Genomic DNA, 18,284 nt, shown 5'->3' on the forward strand with positions numbered 1-18,284 from the left:
TCTACGTGACAACTTCACGATTATTATCGCTGGAGCATTGGAAAGGCTGGCTGTGGGCCATGATCCGGTTTGTCCTGATTACCGGGCTGTCCTTCGTTATCCTGTTTCCCATATTCCAGAAGGTGTCAACGTCTATCAAGGATAAAGGCGATCTGTATTCCGCAGTGGTCGTGTGGATCCCGCAGAACTTCTCCATCGACAATTTCAAGCAGGCTATCCGCGTCATGGATTACTGGGCAACGCTGTTTAATACATTTGCATTATCTGCAACAACCACACTGCTGACCACTGCATCCTGTGCGCTTGCAGGGTACGGATTCGCCAGACTGAAGTTCAAGGGAAGCAACTGGCTGTTTGCCGGGGTAATCCTGACCATTCTTGTTCCACCGACGACCATTCTGATTCCGGTATACCTGAATCTGAAGAGCTTTGATCTGATGGGACTTATGACGCTTATCACAGGCAAACCGGTTAATCTGCTGAACACCTATTGGCCGTTTATTCTGACCGCGATTACAGCCAATTCACTCAAGGCTGGTTTATACATCTTCATTTTCCGGCAATTCTTCAGAGGTATTCCGAAGGAAGTGGAGGAGGCGGCCTATGTGGACGGTGCGGGCATCGGCCGAACATTCTCAACCATTATGTTACCCAATGCGATTCCGTCCATGGTTACGGTCATGTTGTTTTCGTTCGTATGGCAGTGGAATGACAGCTTCTATACGACAACTTATCTGACTTCGAGTAAAGTCATGTCGACCCAGTTGTCATCTCTTCCTTATAATCTGGCTCAGCAGGTTACTGACGGTGCAGCCTCCCAAGCTGATCCGTTCTATCTGAGCATGATTCAGGATACAGGAATTCTTCTTGCGATTCTGCCTTTGATCGTCATCTATCTGTTTGTACAACGATATTTCGTAGAGAGTGTTGAGCGTACAGGAATCGTCGGTTAAGTTCAATTCACCTGTACCTTTGGCGCGGCGATCAGCCTGGATAAGGAAGGAGGGATTCCATGGAACATTCCACTTGTAAAAAGGGGGCTTGCTGCGATCTTTTGCAAAACTGTTCACTTCAGAACCGCAACCCTTCGCTCCGCAGAATTCCCTTGCTGGTATGGAATGGGTTGCGGGAGCGGGCTCCGACCTGAGCGATATGCTGGTTTAGGAATGCGATGACAGCGTTACTTCGCAGTATAGCAAGGCATTACATCAGAAGAGGAGGAATTATAGTGAAGAAGATTTTGACATCTTTCAAACTTTTAATCATTCTTGCTTTATTGATCACCATTGTTCCATGGGGAGGTAACCGAGCCGAGGCATGGGTGGGCATGCCGATGGGTAAGCTTCACGTTAACGGCAAAAACCTGGTGAACAGCAACAATCAGCCTGTGCTTCTGAACGGTTGGCATCAACCTTCAGGCGCCTACTGGACATATCAGGATAGCAATTATTACCTCAATCTACACGGTAATAACCGTCATGCAGCTACTCTGGCTTATCTGAAGGACATTACCGATACATTTGCGGATACCAGCCCGAAATACGGAAGCAATCATGGCTGGAATATGAATCAGGTACGTCTGTTTATCGACCGTCAGGATATGGGAGATGTGGCTGCTGGTACATATAACTTTGCCGGTGTGCAGACCGTTACGCAAAATGTCATTATTCCGTATATCCAATATGCCAAGAGCAAAGGCGTATATGTGGTCCTGGGACTCGACTTCACATTAAAGGATGATCAGGCAACAACACCTGCCAACCTGCAAAAATTCAATGAAATCTGGGGTTATCTCGCTTCACGCCCGGAGATCAAAAGTGCAGACAACGTTCACTTCGAACTGATCAACGAACCTGTGAAATCCTATGCCAATGGACATTGGGGTGGATACAACGGGGAAAATGACTTTGTGGATCACTGGAATGACCTGCGTAATTTCCAAAATTCCATGATTTCAACAATTCGCAGCAAAGGTGCGGACAATGTCATCTGGGCGGCAGGTCTGGGATACAACCAATTTTACAGCTTAACGGCAAGTCATCCATTGACTGACCCGCTCAACAACTATGGATATGCGGTTCACTGGTACCCTGGTTATGGCGCATATGACAATTTCTCTATCCTGCAAGACCAGTGGAATACCAACGTGAAGGCAGCCGCTGATAAATATCCAATTAACATTACCGAGGTAACTTGGTTCAAAAACAAACCTGGCGATTCTGCTTATTGGAACCTGTTCAATGGCAGCAATGAAGGTTTCGGTACCAATACCAAAACGATCTTCAACGCAGCAGGTAACGTCAGCATTGCAGCACATATGAACGGATTCATTCTAAGTGAAGGACCACGAAGCTCTTTTGCTGATCCAACGGCCGGCCTGAAGTGGGACGGGGATGCTTCACGGAGTGCCATGGGACGATTCCTGTTTAACTGGTACCATGAACGTGCCCAGACTTACCCGGGCAGTGGATCAGGTGGACCAACAACAGGGCTGGTATCCGGTGCAACCTACAAAATTGTAGCCCGGCATTCCAACAAGGTCATTGATGTACCTGGTGGTCTAAACGAGAACAATCTTCAACTCCAGCAGTGGAGCGATCTGGGTGGCAACCCTCAGAAGTGGGTTTTGACCTCGATCGGCAGCGGCAACTATACACTGACAAGTGTGAACTCACCAGACAAAGTCATCGACATTCGCAACGGTACCAACACCAATGGGGAAGTGGTCCAGCTCATGAGCAACCTGAACACTACCGCTCAGCATTTCAAAGTGAATGACCTTGGAAACGGATACTGGAGTATCATCAACGTGAACAGCAACAAAGCGATTGAAGTCGCCAACGCTTCCACGTCGGATGGTGCCAAGTTGCAGCAGAACACCTACACGGGTGCAACAAATCAACAATGGAAATTTGTTGCCGTCAGCAATTAAAAAAACAAAACGTTAAACAGAACCTCTTCAAGCCATTCCTGGTCTTGGGGAGGTTCTTTTGCGTTTATTTTAATCCTTTGGCATGGAGGCCGTGCGAAGGTAAGTTGCAACTATAGTTGTGCACCAAATAGCAGAGAGACATTTATTTTCATGCAAGCATTGTACGCTGTAGTACGAAAATGTACCATAAGAAAGAAGTTGTACCTTCACTAAGAAGAAATGCCCGGTGTATCATAGAACAGCTACCTAATCAAAGAGAAATGTAAGCGCTTGATAAAAAAGGGAGGGTACATATGCAGCTCCTATGGTCCAAATTTTCACCCGTGTTCCGTCGTTTCCTCATTTCCTATCTCGTCATTCTGATGATTCCTCAAATTGCGGGATATGCCTCTTATCGCGCCTCCATTGAAGCGGCCCGCTCCAGCTCCATTGAGAACAGCTACAAGTCGCTGAGTCTCGGCAAAGAGATCATTGAGCGAAATCTTCTTCAAGTCGAAGCCTTTACCAGACAGCTTGCCGTCAATCCGGATTTGCAAAATTTAATTGCTGGTCCGAAGCCGCATGATCTCTACAATGTATATGGTATGAACCGCATGCAGCGCAGTCTCTCCATGTACAGCAGCACCAATGAATACTTGTCCCATTTCTTCATTCACATTCCAAACTACAATGCCATTATCACACCAAGAACCGTATATTATCGTCCAGAACATTATTATGCTGCCAATCAGCTGGACGGTATGTCGTTTGAACAGTGGTATGACCAAATTTTGAAACAGCCGCACTTTAACGAGATCATACCGCTTCGAAACTATAAACGTGAAATTGTCGGTACCGTGCTTGCAGATGTTCCGGCCATCACATTTCTGCAATCTCTTCCTCTGAACAGCTTCAACAAACCGCAAGCGACGATTGGTGTCATGATTGATCAGGATAAGATGGCGAGCCTGACTCAAAATATTGTGGATCAATATGGCGGCTGGACTCTCGTCACCGATGCAGAAGGACAGATCATTTTCTCGCTAGGCATTGGCCAGGCCGAGGCTGAGCAAGTGGCACAAAGTCAGCGGATCGAAGGTAAAGCTGCCGAAACGGAGCAGAATGCGAAGAATGTACAGAATGTGCAGAGCGTTCAGCCTGGAAGTGATGATCGACTGTTGATATCGATTCAATCCAGTCAAAATGGATGGAATTACATGGCAGGCATTCCCGAGAAAGCACTCATGACCAAAGCGGACCAGATTAAACAAGTCACTCTGGCCTTTACTTTGGCAACGATTGCCTTGGGATTGCTGTTCGGGTTGGTTCTGGCTTATCGGAATAGTGCCCCCGTGTACAAACTGTTGGCCACTTTCCGGGAACACATCACCGATTCTCCCGGCAGACGGGGGAATGAATATGATTTCTTGGCAAGCCATATTAACAATCTGATTGCAAATAATGACTCCCTTACAAATGCCATGAATGAGCAGATTCCATTATTGAGAGACGGTTTTATCAAACGGTTGTTAACCGGGGAATTCTATACCTCCACGGAGCTTGAAGTCATCTCATCACAGGCACACATTTCACTTCATAGCAGCAAGGGCTTAGCAGGTTTGGTGAGAGTAAACGGCTATGCTAATCCGGACAGTGAAGAGACAATTCATGAACTGGGCGTCGCGAGGCTTCTCGTCAAGCAGGTACTTGTAGAGTGGAATGCCCAGGTACTGATTACGGATTGGGGAACGGACCAGATTGCTTTTGCTTGCCCATTGGATGCAAATCCACTGAATGAAGCGATGCGAAGATGTGAACAAGAGCTGAATACTTTAATGAAAGTGATCTACAGGGAACATCGGATATCTACAACAATTGGTACAGGTGCAGCGTATGAGGTCTGGAATGATGCAGGTCGCTCATTTGACGAAGCGAAACAAGCCCTGGATTATGGCATTCATATGGGAACAGATCATTTGGTGAGATTTGAAGATACGATGAAGGAAAATGAAATGTTCTATTATCCGATTGAGTCCGAACAGCGCCTGCTGAACACAATCAAAGCCGGGGAGCCAGAAGAGGCGATACGTATTCTGGAGCAATTATTTCTTCGCAATCTGGAGGAGCGGGAACTGTCCTACGAGATGACGCAGCAGTTCATCATGGAGTTGAAAGGGACCTTCCTGAAGCTGGACGAGCCAAAATTCAAGCTGGATGCCTCCCTGCTGGAGGAATATAAAAATCGGGTGACCTCTATTCAGATGACCGAAACGATCGCTGTGCTGCGTGGAAAGTTTAAGCAACTGACAGAAGACATTTGCGGTGACTTCCAGACTAGAAGAGCAGGGGCACATGCGGATACGGTGATCGAAATGATTGAATTTATTCAACAAAGTTATGCGGATGCAAACTTGACGATCTATCGAATTGCCGAGTACATGAGCAAGTCGGAGAAGTATATATCCCAACTGTTCAAAGAACATACGGGAGAAAATCTATCTGATTACGTAGAACATGTGCGCATTGAAGCGGCTTCCAACCTGTTGCAGTCCACTGGTCGCACCATTGACGAGATAGCCGAGGCTACCGGGTATAACAGTGCGCATTCATTCCGACGAGCGTTCAAGCGGGTACGCGGCATTTCGCCAAGCGTGTTTCGGAAAATGGATGGTCATAGCGGTTAATGTAGGCTGTTTACAGAGATATATATTCGTATTATGTACGTTTTCAGTGTAACTGTACCTTTACGCCTCCCCAGAGAAAATCTTATGATTACCCCGAAAGTAAGCGCTACCAATTGTGATGAAGCTCATTATGAATGGGAGCCTTGAATGGGGGGATGATTCTGAGAACAACAATGACAAGTGAATCGAAGTCCGTAGAAAAGACAAGTAAATCGTCTGCCTTGCAGCGAGCATTATCCAGAAGCTGGAGGCGACATTGGCAGCTGTATCTGTTAATCCTGCCACCAATTGCTTACTTTATTATTTTCAAGTATGTACCGATGGTGAATGCGGTGCTGGCGTTTAAAGATTACAACGTCATCAAGGGAATCTGGGGCAGTCCGTGGGCCGGAACCAAGTATTTTGAATTGCTTTTTCAAAATCCGGCATTCATCACACTCATCAAGAACACGCTTTACATTTCGTTTTACAGCCTGATTGTCGGTTTCCCGATTCCTATATTACTGGCACTCGCGCTGAATGAAATCAAAAACATACGATTCAAAAAAATCGTGCAAATGGTGACGTATGCTCCATATTTCATCTCTACCGTAGTAATGGTCTCCATCATTATGCTCTTTCTGTCTCCTCGGTTGGGTATTGTCAATACAATCGCAGGTGCTCTTGGTTTTGAAGCGGTGAATTTTCTCGGAGAGCCCGGACTGTTTCGTTCCATCTACGTATTCTCCGATGTGTGGCAGGGAATGGGATACTCCGCTGTCATATATCTGGCCGCTCTCGCGGGTGTTGATCCATCCCTGTACGAAGCAGCCAAAGTGGACGGAGCCAACCGAATGCAGAAAATCATTAATGTTGATCTGCCTGGACTACTTCCGGCAGCCGTCATCATTCTGATTCTGAGTGTAGGCAACATCATGGCTGTCGGATTCGAAAAAATATATTTGCTGCAAAATCCGCTCAACCTGTCTGCCTCGGAAATCATCTCCACGTATGTCTATAAAATAGGATTGCTGAATGCCAATTACAGCTTCGCTACTGCGGTTGGCTTGTTCAACTCGGTAATTAACCTGGTTTTGCTATTAATCGTAAACGCGGTCGCCAAGCGACTGTCCAACACAAGCTTATGGTAACGGGAGCGAAAGGAGGAGAACTAATTCATGTCTAACACACAAACAGATACCGGTCGTTCCCGAATCAGGAGCAGCAGTACAATCCGCGAATCTTGGGGAGATCGCGTATTTATAACGGTTGTTTATTTCATGCTGACGGTGGTGCTGATCGCCGTGTTGTATCCCTTGATATACATTGTGAGTTCTTCGCTTAGCAGCCCTGCTGCCGTCTCCTCAGGAAAAGTCTGGTTGTGGCCCATTGACCTGACATTCGATGGTTACAAGTCTGTATTAGGCAATGATCAAGTCCTTACGGGGTATGCCAATTCCCTTTTCTACACAGCCTGCGGTACGTTGATCAGCGTGGCTCTGACCATCATGATTGCGTATCCGTTATCCAAAAAGACATTTGTTGGTCGCAGCTCACTAATGATGTTTATCACCTTCACCATGCTGTTTTCGGGCGGCTTGATTCCTACCTACCTGGTGGTCAAAACGATGGGGCTGATTGATACCCGCTGGGCGCTGCTGATTCCTAATGCTATCTGGGTCTGGCAAGTCATCATTGCACGTACATTTTTCCAGAATTCAATACCGGAAGAGCTGTCCGAAGCAGCAGACATCGATGGGTGCAGTGACATCCGTTTTATCTTCAGTGTCATCCTGCCGCTCGCGAAACCAATCATTGCCGTGTTGTCGCTTATGTACGCAGTTGGTCAATGGAATGCATACTTTGACGCTCTCATTTATTTGAAATCACAATCGCTCTACCCGCTACAGCTGATATTGCGCAGCATTCTTATTCTGAACAGCAGTACGGGAAATATGGACGCTTCAGAAATGATCAAACAGCAACAGATGGCTGAACTCATGAAATACTCATTAATTGTCATGGCCAGCCTGCCGGTTCTGATTATCTATCCTTTTGTACAACGATATTTCGTGCAAGGCATGTTGATTGGTTCTGTCAAAGGATAGGTTCATTTTATTATTCATAAGGGAGAGGATTGTATTGAAAAAAGCGGGTTTCATCATTCTTGCCTGTATGCTATTTACCTCGTTGGTTCTTGCCGGATGTTCCAGTTCTGAAAAGGGGAACGGAGAAGGCGGCGATTCGTCAGGCAAGACAGCCATTAATGTGTTTGCACACCAAGGCTCGGACACCAATCTGTCCACCAATAAATTCACGAAGAAAATGGAAGAGAAATTTGATATCCAATTCAACTGGACCACGGTTCCATTCGATGGTGCAGCCGAGAAAAGACAGATTTCACTGGCTTCCGGCGATTATCCGGACTTGTATCTGTTAATACCGTGGGTAGATCGGTTCTCCCAGACAGACTTGTTGAAGTTTGGCCAACAGGGGGTAATATTACCGCTGAATGATCTGATTGAGAAACATGCCCCGAATATTCAAAAAGTGCTTGAAAGCAATGACTATTATCGGGCCATGAATACCGCTCCAGATGGAAATATCTATGGTCTGACAGGTTTGAATGAATGTTTTCACTGTTCATACCCGAACAAGATGTGGGTCAACACCAAATGGATGGAACAATTAGGTTTGACCGAGCCTGCAACGACAGAAGAGTTTAAGGAAATGCTTCGGGCATTTAAAACCAAAGATCCAAACGGAAATGGTAAGGCAGATGAAGTGCCCCTAAGTGGTTCTACCGAGAATTTTGGGGTGCACATTATCCCTTATTTAATGAACGGTTTTATCTATGACGATGATCGGAATTATCTCATCGTTAACCAAGGGAAAGTGGAGACCGTTGCGAATAAGCCGGAGTGGAAAGAAGGACTTGCGTATATCAAATCCCTGTATGATGAAGGGCTGATCGATCCGGGGGCCTTTACGCAGAACGTGGGTGCTTTCAAAAAGATCGGTGATAATGCCGATGCACAGCTTCTCGGTGCAGGAGCAGCGATGCATCCATCGTTATTTGTAACCACTGCCGAAGGTTCACCTTACGGAAATGATTACAATCCCATCCCTCCACTGAAGGGACCGAATGCAACCTATGCTACGTATAACTATCCAATCGATCCCGGAGCGTCTTTTGTACTGACGAACAAGGCCAGCGAGGAAACACAGATTGCAGCCATTAAGCTGCTGGATTATTTCTACACCCAAGAAGGGACCATGGCATCTTATCTGGGAGAAGAGGGCACAAGCTGGCGTAAACCACAGGAAGGCGAAGTGGCGCTCAATGATCAGATAGAGCCGCTCTACAAAGCCATTCCGCTTCCTTCCGGAGAAGAACCTCGCAATGACAGCTGGGCAGCATTGAGTCAGTACAATCATCACCGTGCCTATCGTGACGCCGAAGTACAGGGCAAGGACATCTACGCCAATGACGGTTATGAACGGCGACTGTATGAGGCTACATTATTGATGGAAGGAAAAGAGCCAACGGACGTTTTCCCTCACTGGGCACTCTGGGTTGACCCGTCTCTGGCGGATGAAACAAGCATGATGCAGACTAATCTTAAAGACTATATCGATCAAAATGCGCTGCAATTCATTACGGGAGCGAAAAGTCTCGATAAGGATTGGGAAGATTATGTGAAAGGACTGGAGGGACTGAACATCAATCGTTATCTGGAAATCATGCAGTCTTCCTATGATGCTTCTTCTATTTCCAAATAGTTGAGGTGTCCCATTGCATGCATCAGGTGGAACAAATCAGATATACATTGAAACGAGGTGTCCCTTTGTTCACCAACTTTGGCCTGAATGAAGTCAGGTTGACAAAAGGAGATTTTGCACATCGGCAGCAGCTTGTGCAAACCTATTTGATGTCATTTCGTATCGAACGACTTATGCACACGTTCAGAATCAATGCAGGAAAACCATCGTGTGCAGAGCCTCTGAATGGATGGGAAGCCGAAGATTGCGGCCTAAGAGGACATTTTACAGGACATTATCTCTCGGCATGTGCCAAATTGGCTTTTGCCAATCAGCATCGGGAACTGACGTCGAAGGCCAACGAGATAGTGGATATCCTGGAATCCTGTGCACGTCCGAACGGATACTTAAGCGCCTTCGAGGAGGATCAGCTTGACCAGTTGGAAAGCGAGCATAGTCCAAAGGTCTGGGCACCGTACTATACCCTTCACAAAGTAATGCAAGGACTCATCGACTGTCATATATATCTGGGGAATATGAAGGCTTTGCAGCTTGGAGTGAATATGGCCCATTATATATCCGGACGGTTTGCAAAGCTCTCTTTTTGGCAAATCGATGGCATTCTCCGCTGCACAAGGCTGAATCCGGCGAATGAGTTCGGAGGAATGGGAGATGCCCTTTACTCACTCCATGAACTTACCGGAGATGCGAAAATACTGGAGTTTGCACATTTGTTCGACAGAGACTATTTTATAGATCCGCTTGTTAATGGTCAGGATATGCTTGCAGATCTGCACGCCAACACGCATCTTCCCATGATCATAGCAGCAATGCACCGTCATGAGATCACTGGCGAGAGCCAATACAGAGAGGCAGCAATACATTTCTACAAATTTTTGAAAGGAAGAACATTTGCCAATGGCAATAACAGTTCAAAGGCTTTCGCTCCTGTCCAAGGCGGAGTTTCCGAGAAATCGGAACATTGGGGCCATTTCGGAAGGTTGGAAGATGCACTGACAGGTGGAGAGAGTGAGAGCTGTTGTGCACACAACACCGAACGCATACTGGAGCGATTGCATTCATGGTCCGATGGAGTTGAATATCTGGAACATATGGAATTACTTAAATATAATGCCATATTGAATAGTGCCAGCAGTCAGACAGGGCTGTCTCAATACCACCAGCCAATGGGAAGCGGTGTAACCAAAAATTTCAGCAGTGCCTATGATTCCTTCTGGTGTTGTACGGGTTCCGGTATCGAGGCGATGAGCGAGCTGCAGAAAAACATCTGGTTCAGAAGCGGAAACAGATTGCTGTTAAATGCATTCATCTCGTCAACCGTAGAGTGGAGCGAGCACACCCGCATTGAGCAGTGCAGCAAATATCCCGATACGCTTGTGTCTACCCTGGTGATCAAGACGGTAAGACCCGTGATATTGGCATTGTACCTGAAAGAGAAGTCTGTCGCAGCGGTGAAAATCAACGCCAGTGCCCCAGATGTGCAACATAAGAATGGTTACATCGTCATTGAGCGAGAATTTCATGATCGGGATATCATCGAGATTGAGATTGATGCCAAGCTGCATCTGGTTCCACTGCAAGGTTCGGATAGCAAAGCCGCGATGATGTATGGTAACATTTTGCTGGCACAGCTGGGGGATTACAGAAGAGTGAAGGGAATGACGGCAGGCAATCTGCATGAGAAGATCGTCAGACTTCCCGGGGAGGAACTGGCATTCGTTGCAGAAAGTGAGCAAGGAGAAGTCCTGAACTTCATTCCACTGTTTCGGGTGGAAGAAACAAGATACAGCGTTTACCTGGATCTGGGGAATGACGCTTCTCCTGCTCGACCATTCTCCGTGGCCGAGACGGGGAGCGCAGCTTATGAGTACGAGACAACCAGCAACCATGAAGACGCATTTAATTCCTAAAGAGGCATGTCGTACAGAGAGAGAAATGATGATGATGTTGCCTATATTGGCACAAAAAAACGTTCCCGATTCGCAGCTATCAGATGCGAGCCGGGAACGTTTTTTTGTGTGATAAGTCTCATGAGAGGATCTACATATCATTGCATCAGCTCGGGACGATGCAGATGCTCAGATTTATCTTAGAATTCTTTGCAGCGCCAGAAGATCCGCTTTCCGAGGGCGATGGTCGCTGAATTTAGCCTGGCCTCAACCATTGTTCAACGTCCGCAGGACAGGTGCAATGGCACGGACACATCCGCTTAGTACATGCGATATCTTCCGCTTAGAGCCAGCATGCTGAAAAAATACAGGCAATTGTCGTAATAACGCCGTTCTCCCTGACGCAGAGGCGTGTTCCAAAATTTGCGAACAAATGAGGCAGCATGCGGACCATCTGCAGCCAGTGAAGCCATGGCATTGGTAGCCAGCAAACCAACAGGATGCAGTGAAGGTTCGTCAAAAGGCTCACCCTCAATGGTATAACGACGATAATCAGACATTTCAATATCACTAAAGAAGGACTGAATCCGATTGGATTGTTCGATCTGCCATGGATCCTTGCGGAACCATTCCCAGTCCAGCGCAATATTGGCAGCAGTACGATAGGCATCACTGTAAAAATGCCTGAAATCCCCATGTGGCTGTATTGGGGCAGGAGAGCCGTCAAAGTTCGCATATTCTGGTGAAAGTCCGGTGACGGGATGGCAGGCTGTATGTAGGTAAGACCGACTAGAGGTCGCCGCTTCTTTCCAAAAAGCCTGATCTTCTTCATCCGCATATTTCGCGAATAGTTCATAAAAATGAGGCAGATGGTAGGACGGATCGCTAAACGGTGTTTCCGGAATGAATTTGATCAGTTTTGTTTCCGGGTCCCACATGGGGTCACCTTCGCCGTTTTCACCTTGATGTATACAGGCACGAAGGATCTTGCGGGCTTGTGCCTTGTAATCATAAGGTTCAGTACCATCCCCCCAGCGGTTGGCGGCGAAAAACAGCGCCATGGCAAAAAACTCCTCGCCATCAGGAGCAGGTCCTTGCGAGAGCCGGGTACCGTCAGGCTTGCAATGCCAAGCGAAGTAATCTTTGTATTGACCCTCGGTATGCTGCATGAAGGTGTGGGAGAAATTCCAGAGTCGATCAAATTCGTCCTTCTTGTCCATCTGAACAGCCATCATCATGCCATAGGACATGCCCTCAGATCGAACATCGAGATTACCGGTATCTAGCAAATATCCCTTGTCCTCACCCATGGGATAATATATTCGAGTATTTTCATCGCCATAAAACAGCGCGTTCCATGTTTCATCCAATCTGGTCGTAATCTCATTCTGATCGTAGCCTAGCTTCAAAAACAGATTCGTATACATACCCGTATCCAACGCGCCTTGACCTGTGATATTCATGCGTTTCCTCCTTCATCAATGCGGTTTTTCAAAATTATAACATGGAAATAGTATACAAATTAAAGCGTTTACATGAAAAATTATAGGTGTTCTGATCCGCATGTTATTGTACTTAACTTAAAATGATATAGTGGTTGAAATCCTATACTTTGTCAGGTTGTTGTAAAATTATGTAAGCGATACACTTTGGGAGAAGGATCACACCTGATCTAATCATAATACAAGCTGTGGTCCTTTAAATTTGGTTTGAGGGATGATCAGAATCTAGCCGAAAGGATGTGATGGTGATTTATGCTCCGGGATTCAGAAGATGCAGGTGAAAACACGGAATTCACTGCACCGCGTGATCCAGTGGGAGTGACAGCTTCGTCAGTCAAGCCCGCAATTGACTTTGAATCACAAGGATATCGCGACATGATTGGCCGGTCTCTTCTGAACAAAGGGATTAATGTCAGATTAAAACGAGCCATTGAGAAGGCAAAAAACGGCGAACCTGTTGTTATTGCTTATATTGGAGGCTCCATTACCCAAGGTGCTGGTGCAATACCTATTCATCTTCAAAGTTACGCTTATCGGTCGTATGAATCGTTCAAGTTTATGTTTGCGCTTTCAAAAGATAGTCCGATTCATCTGATTAAAGCAGGCGTAGGTGGAACTCCTTCGGAATTGGGGATTGTACGTTATGATCGTGATGTGTTACGTGGAGGTACGGTTCAGCCGGATATTGTCATAATCGAATTCGCAGTGAATGACGCAGATGATGAAACTCAAGGGAATTGTTACGAGAGTCTGGTGCTCAAAGCACTTGCTGCCGATAACAAGCCAGCAGTCATCTTGTTATTCAGTGTATTTGAAAATGACTGGAATCTGCAGGATCGTCTCGCCCCGGTTGGCTGGCATTATGATCTGCCAATGGTAAGTGTGAAAGATGCTGTCGTAGATCAGTTCAACATGACAATAGATGAGGGTAACATTATTTCCAAAAAGCAATTTTTCCATGATATATATCATCCGACCAACATAGGGCATCGGATTATGGCCGATTGTTTGGAATATTTGTTCGATGTGACGAATCATTCTGAATGGGATGAGCAAGATCATGATAATAAAAAAGCTCCGCTAATTGGAGATGATTTTGTTCATGTGAAGCTGTTGGATCGGAAAAACGGCAATAACATTGCCCTTATCGATGAAGGCTCTTTTTGCAAAACGGACACGGATCTGCAGATGGCTGAGATGGATGCTCATGACTATGGTACACCCCAGTTCCCCAACAACTGGATGCGTCCGGGAGAGGGAAGAGGGTCTCAGAGCAGCTTCAACATAAGTTTGCAGTGCAAACGTCTCATTCTGATCTTTAAGGATTCGGGTAGCGACGAATTCGGAACTGCAGATATCAGGGTAGATGGGGTATTGGTCCAAAAAGTCGATCCGCGTAAGATCAACTGGACCCATTGCCATGCATTACTTCTGCTTGACGAAGAACAAGTTAGGGAGCACTCCATCGAGATCGACATGGCAGAAGGTCATGAACATAAATGCTTCACCATTCTGGGTTTTGGCTATGTGGATTAATTAAGACGGATAGTCATTCATATGTTCGGAGGAAAAGAGAATGAAATTGATCTCATCAGCAGTAACGGGATATGACCAATATCGGGAGAATATACCACGTGGAGTCATGGAGACGATAGAGTACCCTTCCAGGGCGGTTGGCAATGCCCGTAAAGCGATGGTGTATACCCCACCAGAGTTTTCTTCGACAAGAATGTATCCTGTACTTTTTCTTTTGCATGGGATTGGTGGAGACGAAACCGAATGGCATACTCATGGTTCTCCCCAAATTATTCTTGATAATCTGTACAACGATAACTTGCTTGAGCCAATGGTTATTGTTTTCCCCAATGGTCGCGCGATGTCGAACGACCGGGCCGAAGGAGACTTGTTTGAACCTAAAAAAATCAAGGCATTTGAACGATTTGAATCCGATCTGCTTCACGATTTGATCCCTTACATGGAGTCCAACTATCCTGTGCATACAAGCCGGGATAAAAGGGCAATCGCTGGTTTATCCATGGGTGGAGGTCAAGCCTTAAATATCGGATTAAGCAATCTGGACCATTTTGCATGGATCGGTGCTTTCTCTGCAGCCCCAAACACCAGAAGTCCGGAGCTGCTTGTTCCCGATCTTTCGAAAGCGCCTTCATTACTCTCGCTGTTGTGGATCTCTTGTGGTGAGCAGGACAATCTTATAGAGATTAGTCTTGGAGTTCACCGATATCTGGCACAACACGGAGTACCTCACATTTGGCATGAGGAAAGTGGAGGACATGATTGGCCCGTATGGAAGAACGATCTGTATCTGTTTTCGCAACAACTTTTCAAGTGAAATCTGCTGAAGATCATTCATATCGGATTGTAGTGTCAACCAAATCTATTAAAATATCAGGAGGTATCATTTTATGTTCAAATTCGGTAAAAAATTAATGACTGTTGTTCTTGCAGCTTCCATGAGTTTTGGTGTATTCGCAGCAACATCCAGTGCTGCAACAGATTATTGGCAAAATTGGACAGATGGTGGAGGAACGGTCAACGCGGTGAATGGATCTGGCGGGAATTACAGCGTGAATTGGCAAAATACCGGGAACTTTGTTGTCGGGAAAGGGTGGACATATGGCACACCTAATCGGGTAGTCAATTACAATGCCGGTGTGTTCGCTCCTTCAGGTAATGGCTATCTCACCTTCTATGGATGGACTAGAAACGCTTTAATTGAATATTACGTGGTGGATAGCTGGGGAACGTATCGTCCGACCGGAACGTATAAGGGCACGGTGAACAGTGATGGTGGCACATATGACATCTATACAACGATGAGATACAATGCACCTTCCATTGATGGTACGCAGACTTTCCCTCAGTATTGGAGTGTTAGACAGTCCAAGAGACCGACTGGTGTCAATTCTACCATTACTTTCAGCAATCATGTGAATGCGTGGGCGAGCAAAGGGATGTACCTTGGAAATAGTTGGTCCTATCAGGTAATGGCTACAGAGGGTTATCAAAGCAGCGGAAGTGCAAACGTAACGGTTTGGTAAAAATGATGTAATGTAATTCAACGTCTGCACTTGCATTTGATTTCAATTTTCCGGAAGCGTTGAGGAACCGTTATTCAGCAGATTAACGGACCTCGACGTTGCCGGATTCAAGCTTAGCAAAGGAGAATAATTGAATGAGGAAGCTAGTATGGTTAACTTTAATTGCCATGGTTGTTAGTCTGAGTGCTTGTTCAGCCGGTAATTCTCAATTAAACGATGACATGGTTTTCGTCGAAGGAGGGGCTTTCAAGAGCAGTAAGTCGAGTTTTACTAATAAAAATGAAACGCTGGACTCCTTTTATATTGGCAAATATGAAGTGACTCAAAAAGAATGGATGGAAATTATGGGGGAAAACCCGTCTGGCTTCAAGGGAGATGATCTGCCAGTTGAAATGGTCAGCTGGTATGACGCAGTCGAATACTGTAATCAAAAAAGTATAAAAGAAAACCTGAAACCTTATTACAATATAGACAAGGACAATCTGGATACGAATAATCACAATGAAAACGACAATATCAAATGGAATGTAACGATCAACGAAGGTGCCAACGGTTACCGTTTACCTACAGAAGCAGAATGGGAGTACGCTGCAAGCGGAGGCCAAAAGAGCTTAGATTACACATACAGCGGAAGTAATAATCCGGATGAAGTTGCTTGGTACTGGATAAATGCCGGCGAAAATATTCTGACAGGTGATTGGAGCTGGCCCGCTATTGAGAGTAATCGTAACCAAACCAAAAAAGTCGGAACTCAGAAGGCGAATGAGTTAGGAATCTATGATATGTCTGGGAATGTGAGAGAATGGTGCTGGGAGTGGTACAGCGATCCGGAGGGACCCAATCAAACTTGGCGAGTTGTGAAAGGCGGAGGCTGGATGGGCGGTGTCAATAACAATGAAATAGCATTCCGAGGCAAATTTGATGCAAATGGTTTTGGGCCTGATCAAGGATTCCGTATTGTGCGCGGAGAATAAATTCTCTTGCCTGTTAGTGGATTACTTCTGAGCTCGACCTATAATTTATCGGGTGAAAACCTATAGTTTATCAGGTTGTTGCACAAAAATGTAAGCGTTACACTTGTATTGTCATTCCCGGCGCTTCGTTATAATCGGAGCGTTCTTATAATACGACTGATAGATACAATTCTAAGTTATCGATTAATGATGGTTAGACTGGTAAAAATGTAATTTATTATACAATTGCATACATCTTCAGATCCTGAAATTCTCCAAGTTGTGCGAGCAGACAACAATCCTGCTGTTGTTCTGCTGTTTAGCGTTTTCGGAACAAATGGAATCTACCCATAGATATAGATAAAATACATGCAGCTGATCACGGACAAAAGAGAGGTGAGCTAATGTACAAGGTCATTGTCGCTGATGATGAGCCGTTTATGCTAGAAGGATGGAGAACGATGATCGACTGGCGAGCTTGTGGATATGAACTCTGTGGGACGGCAACCGATGGGGAGGAAGCACTTGCTTTGTTCAACTCGGTTGAACCGGATCTTGTCGTTACTGATATTCAAATGCCTGTTATGGATGGTCTCGGTCTGATTCACACCTTGCGAGAAGATCTCGCTTATACCTCCAAAATCGTTATCGTTACAGGATACTCCGATTTTAATTATGCCAAGCAAGCCATACGGTATCAGGTCGATCAGTATGTGCTTAAACCTCTTGTTCCCGAGGAAATTCATCAAATCCTTATGGAAATGATAGAACCTCTGGACAAACGTAGAAATGAACGACAACAGCAGAATGGAATTATGGTTACAGATGAAGCCTATGAAAATCATCTTCATGAATATCAAATAAGCGAAGAATATAATTTAGAGCAAATGATGAACATCTCCAAAGAGATCTTGGCGTTGATTGAAGCAGGAAACACATATTCCATCGATGATGCAGTGAGGGCATTGCTAAAGAAAAGTGAGAAAGCAGAAGTTTCATTGGAGTGGATACATCATGTCATCCGATATATCCATGGGGAGTTGCTACGGAAATATGGAAAGAGAGAGGTTTGCAGAGAAATACTATGTGAAAAAGAATGGCACGAGGCAGCGAGTTGGACTTCTGGCACATTACAAGACCTGTGTGTTCGACTGTCCGCGCAACTTTCCCAGTCTGAATCGAAGCAAAAATCGGGTACAGGAGGGCTTGTTGCAGAAGCGCTGAATGAATTGAAACAACACTATCGAAGTAAAATTAAATTACAAGATGTAGCTAATCGTATTCACGTGAATTCTGCCTATCTCGGTCAACAGTTCAAGCGGGAGATGGGAGTCAGTTTCAGTGACTATGTGCACCAGCTTCGTGTTGAGGAGGCCCGTAAACTCCTGCGACGTACCAATATGAAGATTACTGACATTGCATTCAGTCTGGGATATCATGATGCTGAATATTTCACCCAAAAATTCAGAGCACATACAGGGGAGCTTCCATCCGTCTACAAAAACAAAAATCAAGGGTGATCAT

The 18,284-nt window shown here is 45.6% G+C and carries 13 protein-coding genes; 12 read left to right on the top strand and 1 reads right to left on the bottom strand.

Annotated features, from left to right (window positions below; genetic code table 11):
• The first annotated feature begins 5 nt into the window (after positions 1–5).
• The 7 genes from NLBNIHML_RS01775 (at position 6) to NLBNIHML_RS01805 (ending at position 11,267) form a co-directional block, all read left to right on the top strand.
• A complete protein-coding gene (locus tag NLBNIHML_RS01775; protein WP_339242688.1) occupies positions 6–953 on the top strand; it encodes a carbohydrate ABC transporter permease in 948 nt (315 codons plus the stop codon).
• 275 nt (positions 954–1,228) lie between these two features.
• A complete protein-coding gene (locus NLBNIHML_RS01780) occupies positions 1,229–2,932 on the top strand; it encodes an RICIN domain-containing protein (protein WP_339261176.1) in 1,704 nt (567 codons plus the stop codon).
• Between the two features lie 293 nt (positions 2,933–3,225).
• The gene (locus NLBNIHML_RS01785) at positions 3,226–5,595 is read left to right on the top strand and encodes a helix-turn-helix domain-containing protein (protein WP_494353611.1); all 2,370 of its coding nucleotides are present in this window, start codon (positions 3,226–3,228) and stop codon (positions 5,593–5,595) included.
• A 155-nt stretch (positions 5,596–5,750) separates the two neighbouring features.
• Positions 5,751–6,725 carry an ABC transporter permease gene (locus NLBNIHML_RS01790; protein WP_253435662.1) on the top strand — a complete coding sequence of 325 codons (975 nt, stop codon included), beginning with the start codon at positions 5,751–5,753 and terminating at the stop codon, positions 6,723–6,725.
• 27 nt (positions 6,726–6,752) lie between these two features.
• Positions 6,753–7,682 carry a carbohydrate ABC transporter permease gene (locus NLBNIHML_RS01795; protein ID WP_494353612.1) on the top strand — a complete coding sequence of 310 codons (930 nt, stop codon included), beginning with the start codon at positions 6,753–6,755 and terminating at the stop codon, positions 7,680–7,682.
• Between the two features lie 67 nt (positions 7,683–7,749).
• Entirely contained in the window at positions 7,750–9,357 is a 1,608-nt protein-coding gene (locus NLBNIHML_RS01800) for an ABC transporter substrate-binding protein (RefSeq protein WP_494354652.1), read from the top strand.
• A gap of 17 nt (positions 9,358–9,374) precedes the next feature.
• Positions 9,375–11,267 (top strand): beta-L-arabinofuranosidase domain-containing protein, encoded by a 1,893-nt coding sequence (locus NLBNIHML_RS01805; protein WP_494353613.1) that lies wholly within the window; start codon positions 9,375–9,377, stop codon positions 11,265–11,267.
• Between the two features lie 299 nt (positions 11,268–11,566).
• Here the strand turns inward: NLBNIHML_RS01805 and NLBNIHML_RS01810 are convergent, their stop codons facing one another.
• Entirely contained in the window at positions 11,567–12,709 is a 1,143-nt protein-coding gene (locus NLBNIHML_RS01810; RefSeq protein ID WP_342573153.1) for a family 8 glycosyl hydrolase, read from the bottom strand.
• Positions 12,710–13,000: 291 nt separating this feature from the next.
• Between NLBNIHML_RS01810 and NLBNIHML_RS01815 the strand changes: the two genes are divergently transcribed.
• From NLBNIHML_RS01815 to NLBNIHML_RS01835, 5 genes are all read left to right on the top strand, one after another.
• A complete protein-coding gene (locus tag NLBNIHML_RS01815) occupies positions 13,001–14,284 on the top strand; it encodes an SGNH/GDSL hydrolase family protein (protein ID WP_494353614.1) in 1,284 nt (427 codons plus the stop codon).
• 40 nt (positions 14,285–14,324) lie between these two features.
• Positions 14,325–15,098: an alpha/beta hydrolase gene (locus NLBNIHML_RS01820; protein WP_494353615.1), complete on the top strand. Its 774-nt coding sequence runs from the start codon at positions 14,325–14,327 to the stop codon at positions 15,096–15,098.
• A gap of 73 nt (positions 15,099–15,171) precedes the next feature.
• On the top strand, positions 15,172–15,807 hold the full coding sequence (locus NLBNIHML_RS01825) for a glycoside hydrolase family 11 protein (protein ID WP_339242701.1): 636 nt from the start codon (positions 15,172–15,174) through the stop codon (positions 15,805–15,807).
• Between the two features lie 134 nt (positions 15,808–15,941).
• The gene (locus NLBNIHML_RS01830) at positions 15,942–16,781 is read left to right on the top strand and encodes a formylglycine-generating enzyme family protein (RefSeq protein WP_472478195.1); all 840 of its coding nucleotides are present in this window, start codon (positions 15,942–15,944) and stop codon (positions 16,779–16,781) included.
• Positions 16,782–17,164: 383 nt separating this feature from the next.
• Positions 17,165–18,280: a response regulator transcription factor gene (locus NLBNIHML_RS01835; RefSeq protein WP_339242705.1), complete on the top strand. Its 1,116-nt coding sequence runs from the start codon at positions 17,165–17,167 to the stop codon at positions 18,278–18,280.
• Positions 18,281–18,284: the final 4 nt, after the last annotated feature.

Source organism: Paenibacillus sp. JNU01 (assembly GCF_059130585.1).

What these genes read in the sequence shown, in the direction of transcription:
- NLBNIHML_RS01835 (WP_339242705.1), top strand. Translation starts at nt 17,165, where the DNA reads ATGTACAAGGTCATTGTCGCTGATGATGAGCCGTTTATGCTAGAAGGA.
- NLBNIHML_RS01785 (WP_494353611.1), top strand. Translation starts at nt 3,226, where the DNA reads ATGCAGCTCCTATGGTCCAAATTTTCACCCGTGTTCCGTCGTTTCCTC.
- NLBNIHML_RS01805 (WP_494353613.1), top strand. Translation starts at nt 9,375, where the DNA reads ATGCATCAGGTGGAACAAATCAGATATACATTGAAACGAGGTGTCCCT.
- NLBNIHML_RS01815 (WP_494353614.1), top strand. Translation starts at nt 13,001, where the DNA reads ATGCTCCGGGATTCAGAAGATGCAGGTGAAAACACGGAATTCACTGCA.
- NLBNIHML_RS01795 (WP_494353612.1), top strand. Translation starts at nt 6,753, where the DNA reads ATGTCTAACACACAAACAGATACCGGTCGTTCCCGAATCAGGAGCAGC.
- NLBNIHML_RS01830 (WP_472478195.1), top strand. Translation starts at nt 15,942, where the DNA reads ATGAGGAAGCTAGTATGGTTAACTTTAATTGCCATGGTTGTTAGTCTG.
- NLBNIHML_RS01810 (WP_342573153.1), bottom strand. Translation starts at nt 12,709, where the DNA reads ATGAATATCACAGGTCAAGGCGCGTTGGATACGGGTATGTATACGAAT.
- NLBNIHML_RS01820 (WP_494353615.1), top strand. Translation starts at nt 14,325, where the DNA reads ATGAAATTGATCTCATCAGCAGTAACGGGATATGACCAATATCGGGAG.
- NLBNIHML_RS01800 (WP_494354652.1), top strand. Translation starts at nt 7,750, where the DNA reads ATGCTATTTACCTCGTTGGTTCTTGCCGGATGTTCCAGTTCTGAAAAG.
- NLBNIHML_RS01790 (WP_253435662.1), top strand. Translation starts at nt 5,751, where the DNA reads ATGATTCTGAGAACAACAATGACAAGTGAATCGAAGTCCGTAGAAAAG.
- NLBNIHML_RS01825 (WP_339242701.1), top strand. Translation starts at nt 15,172, where the DNA reads ATGTTCAAATTCGGTAAAAAATTAATGACTGTTGTTCTTGCAGCTTCC.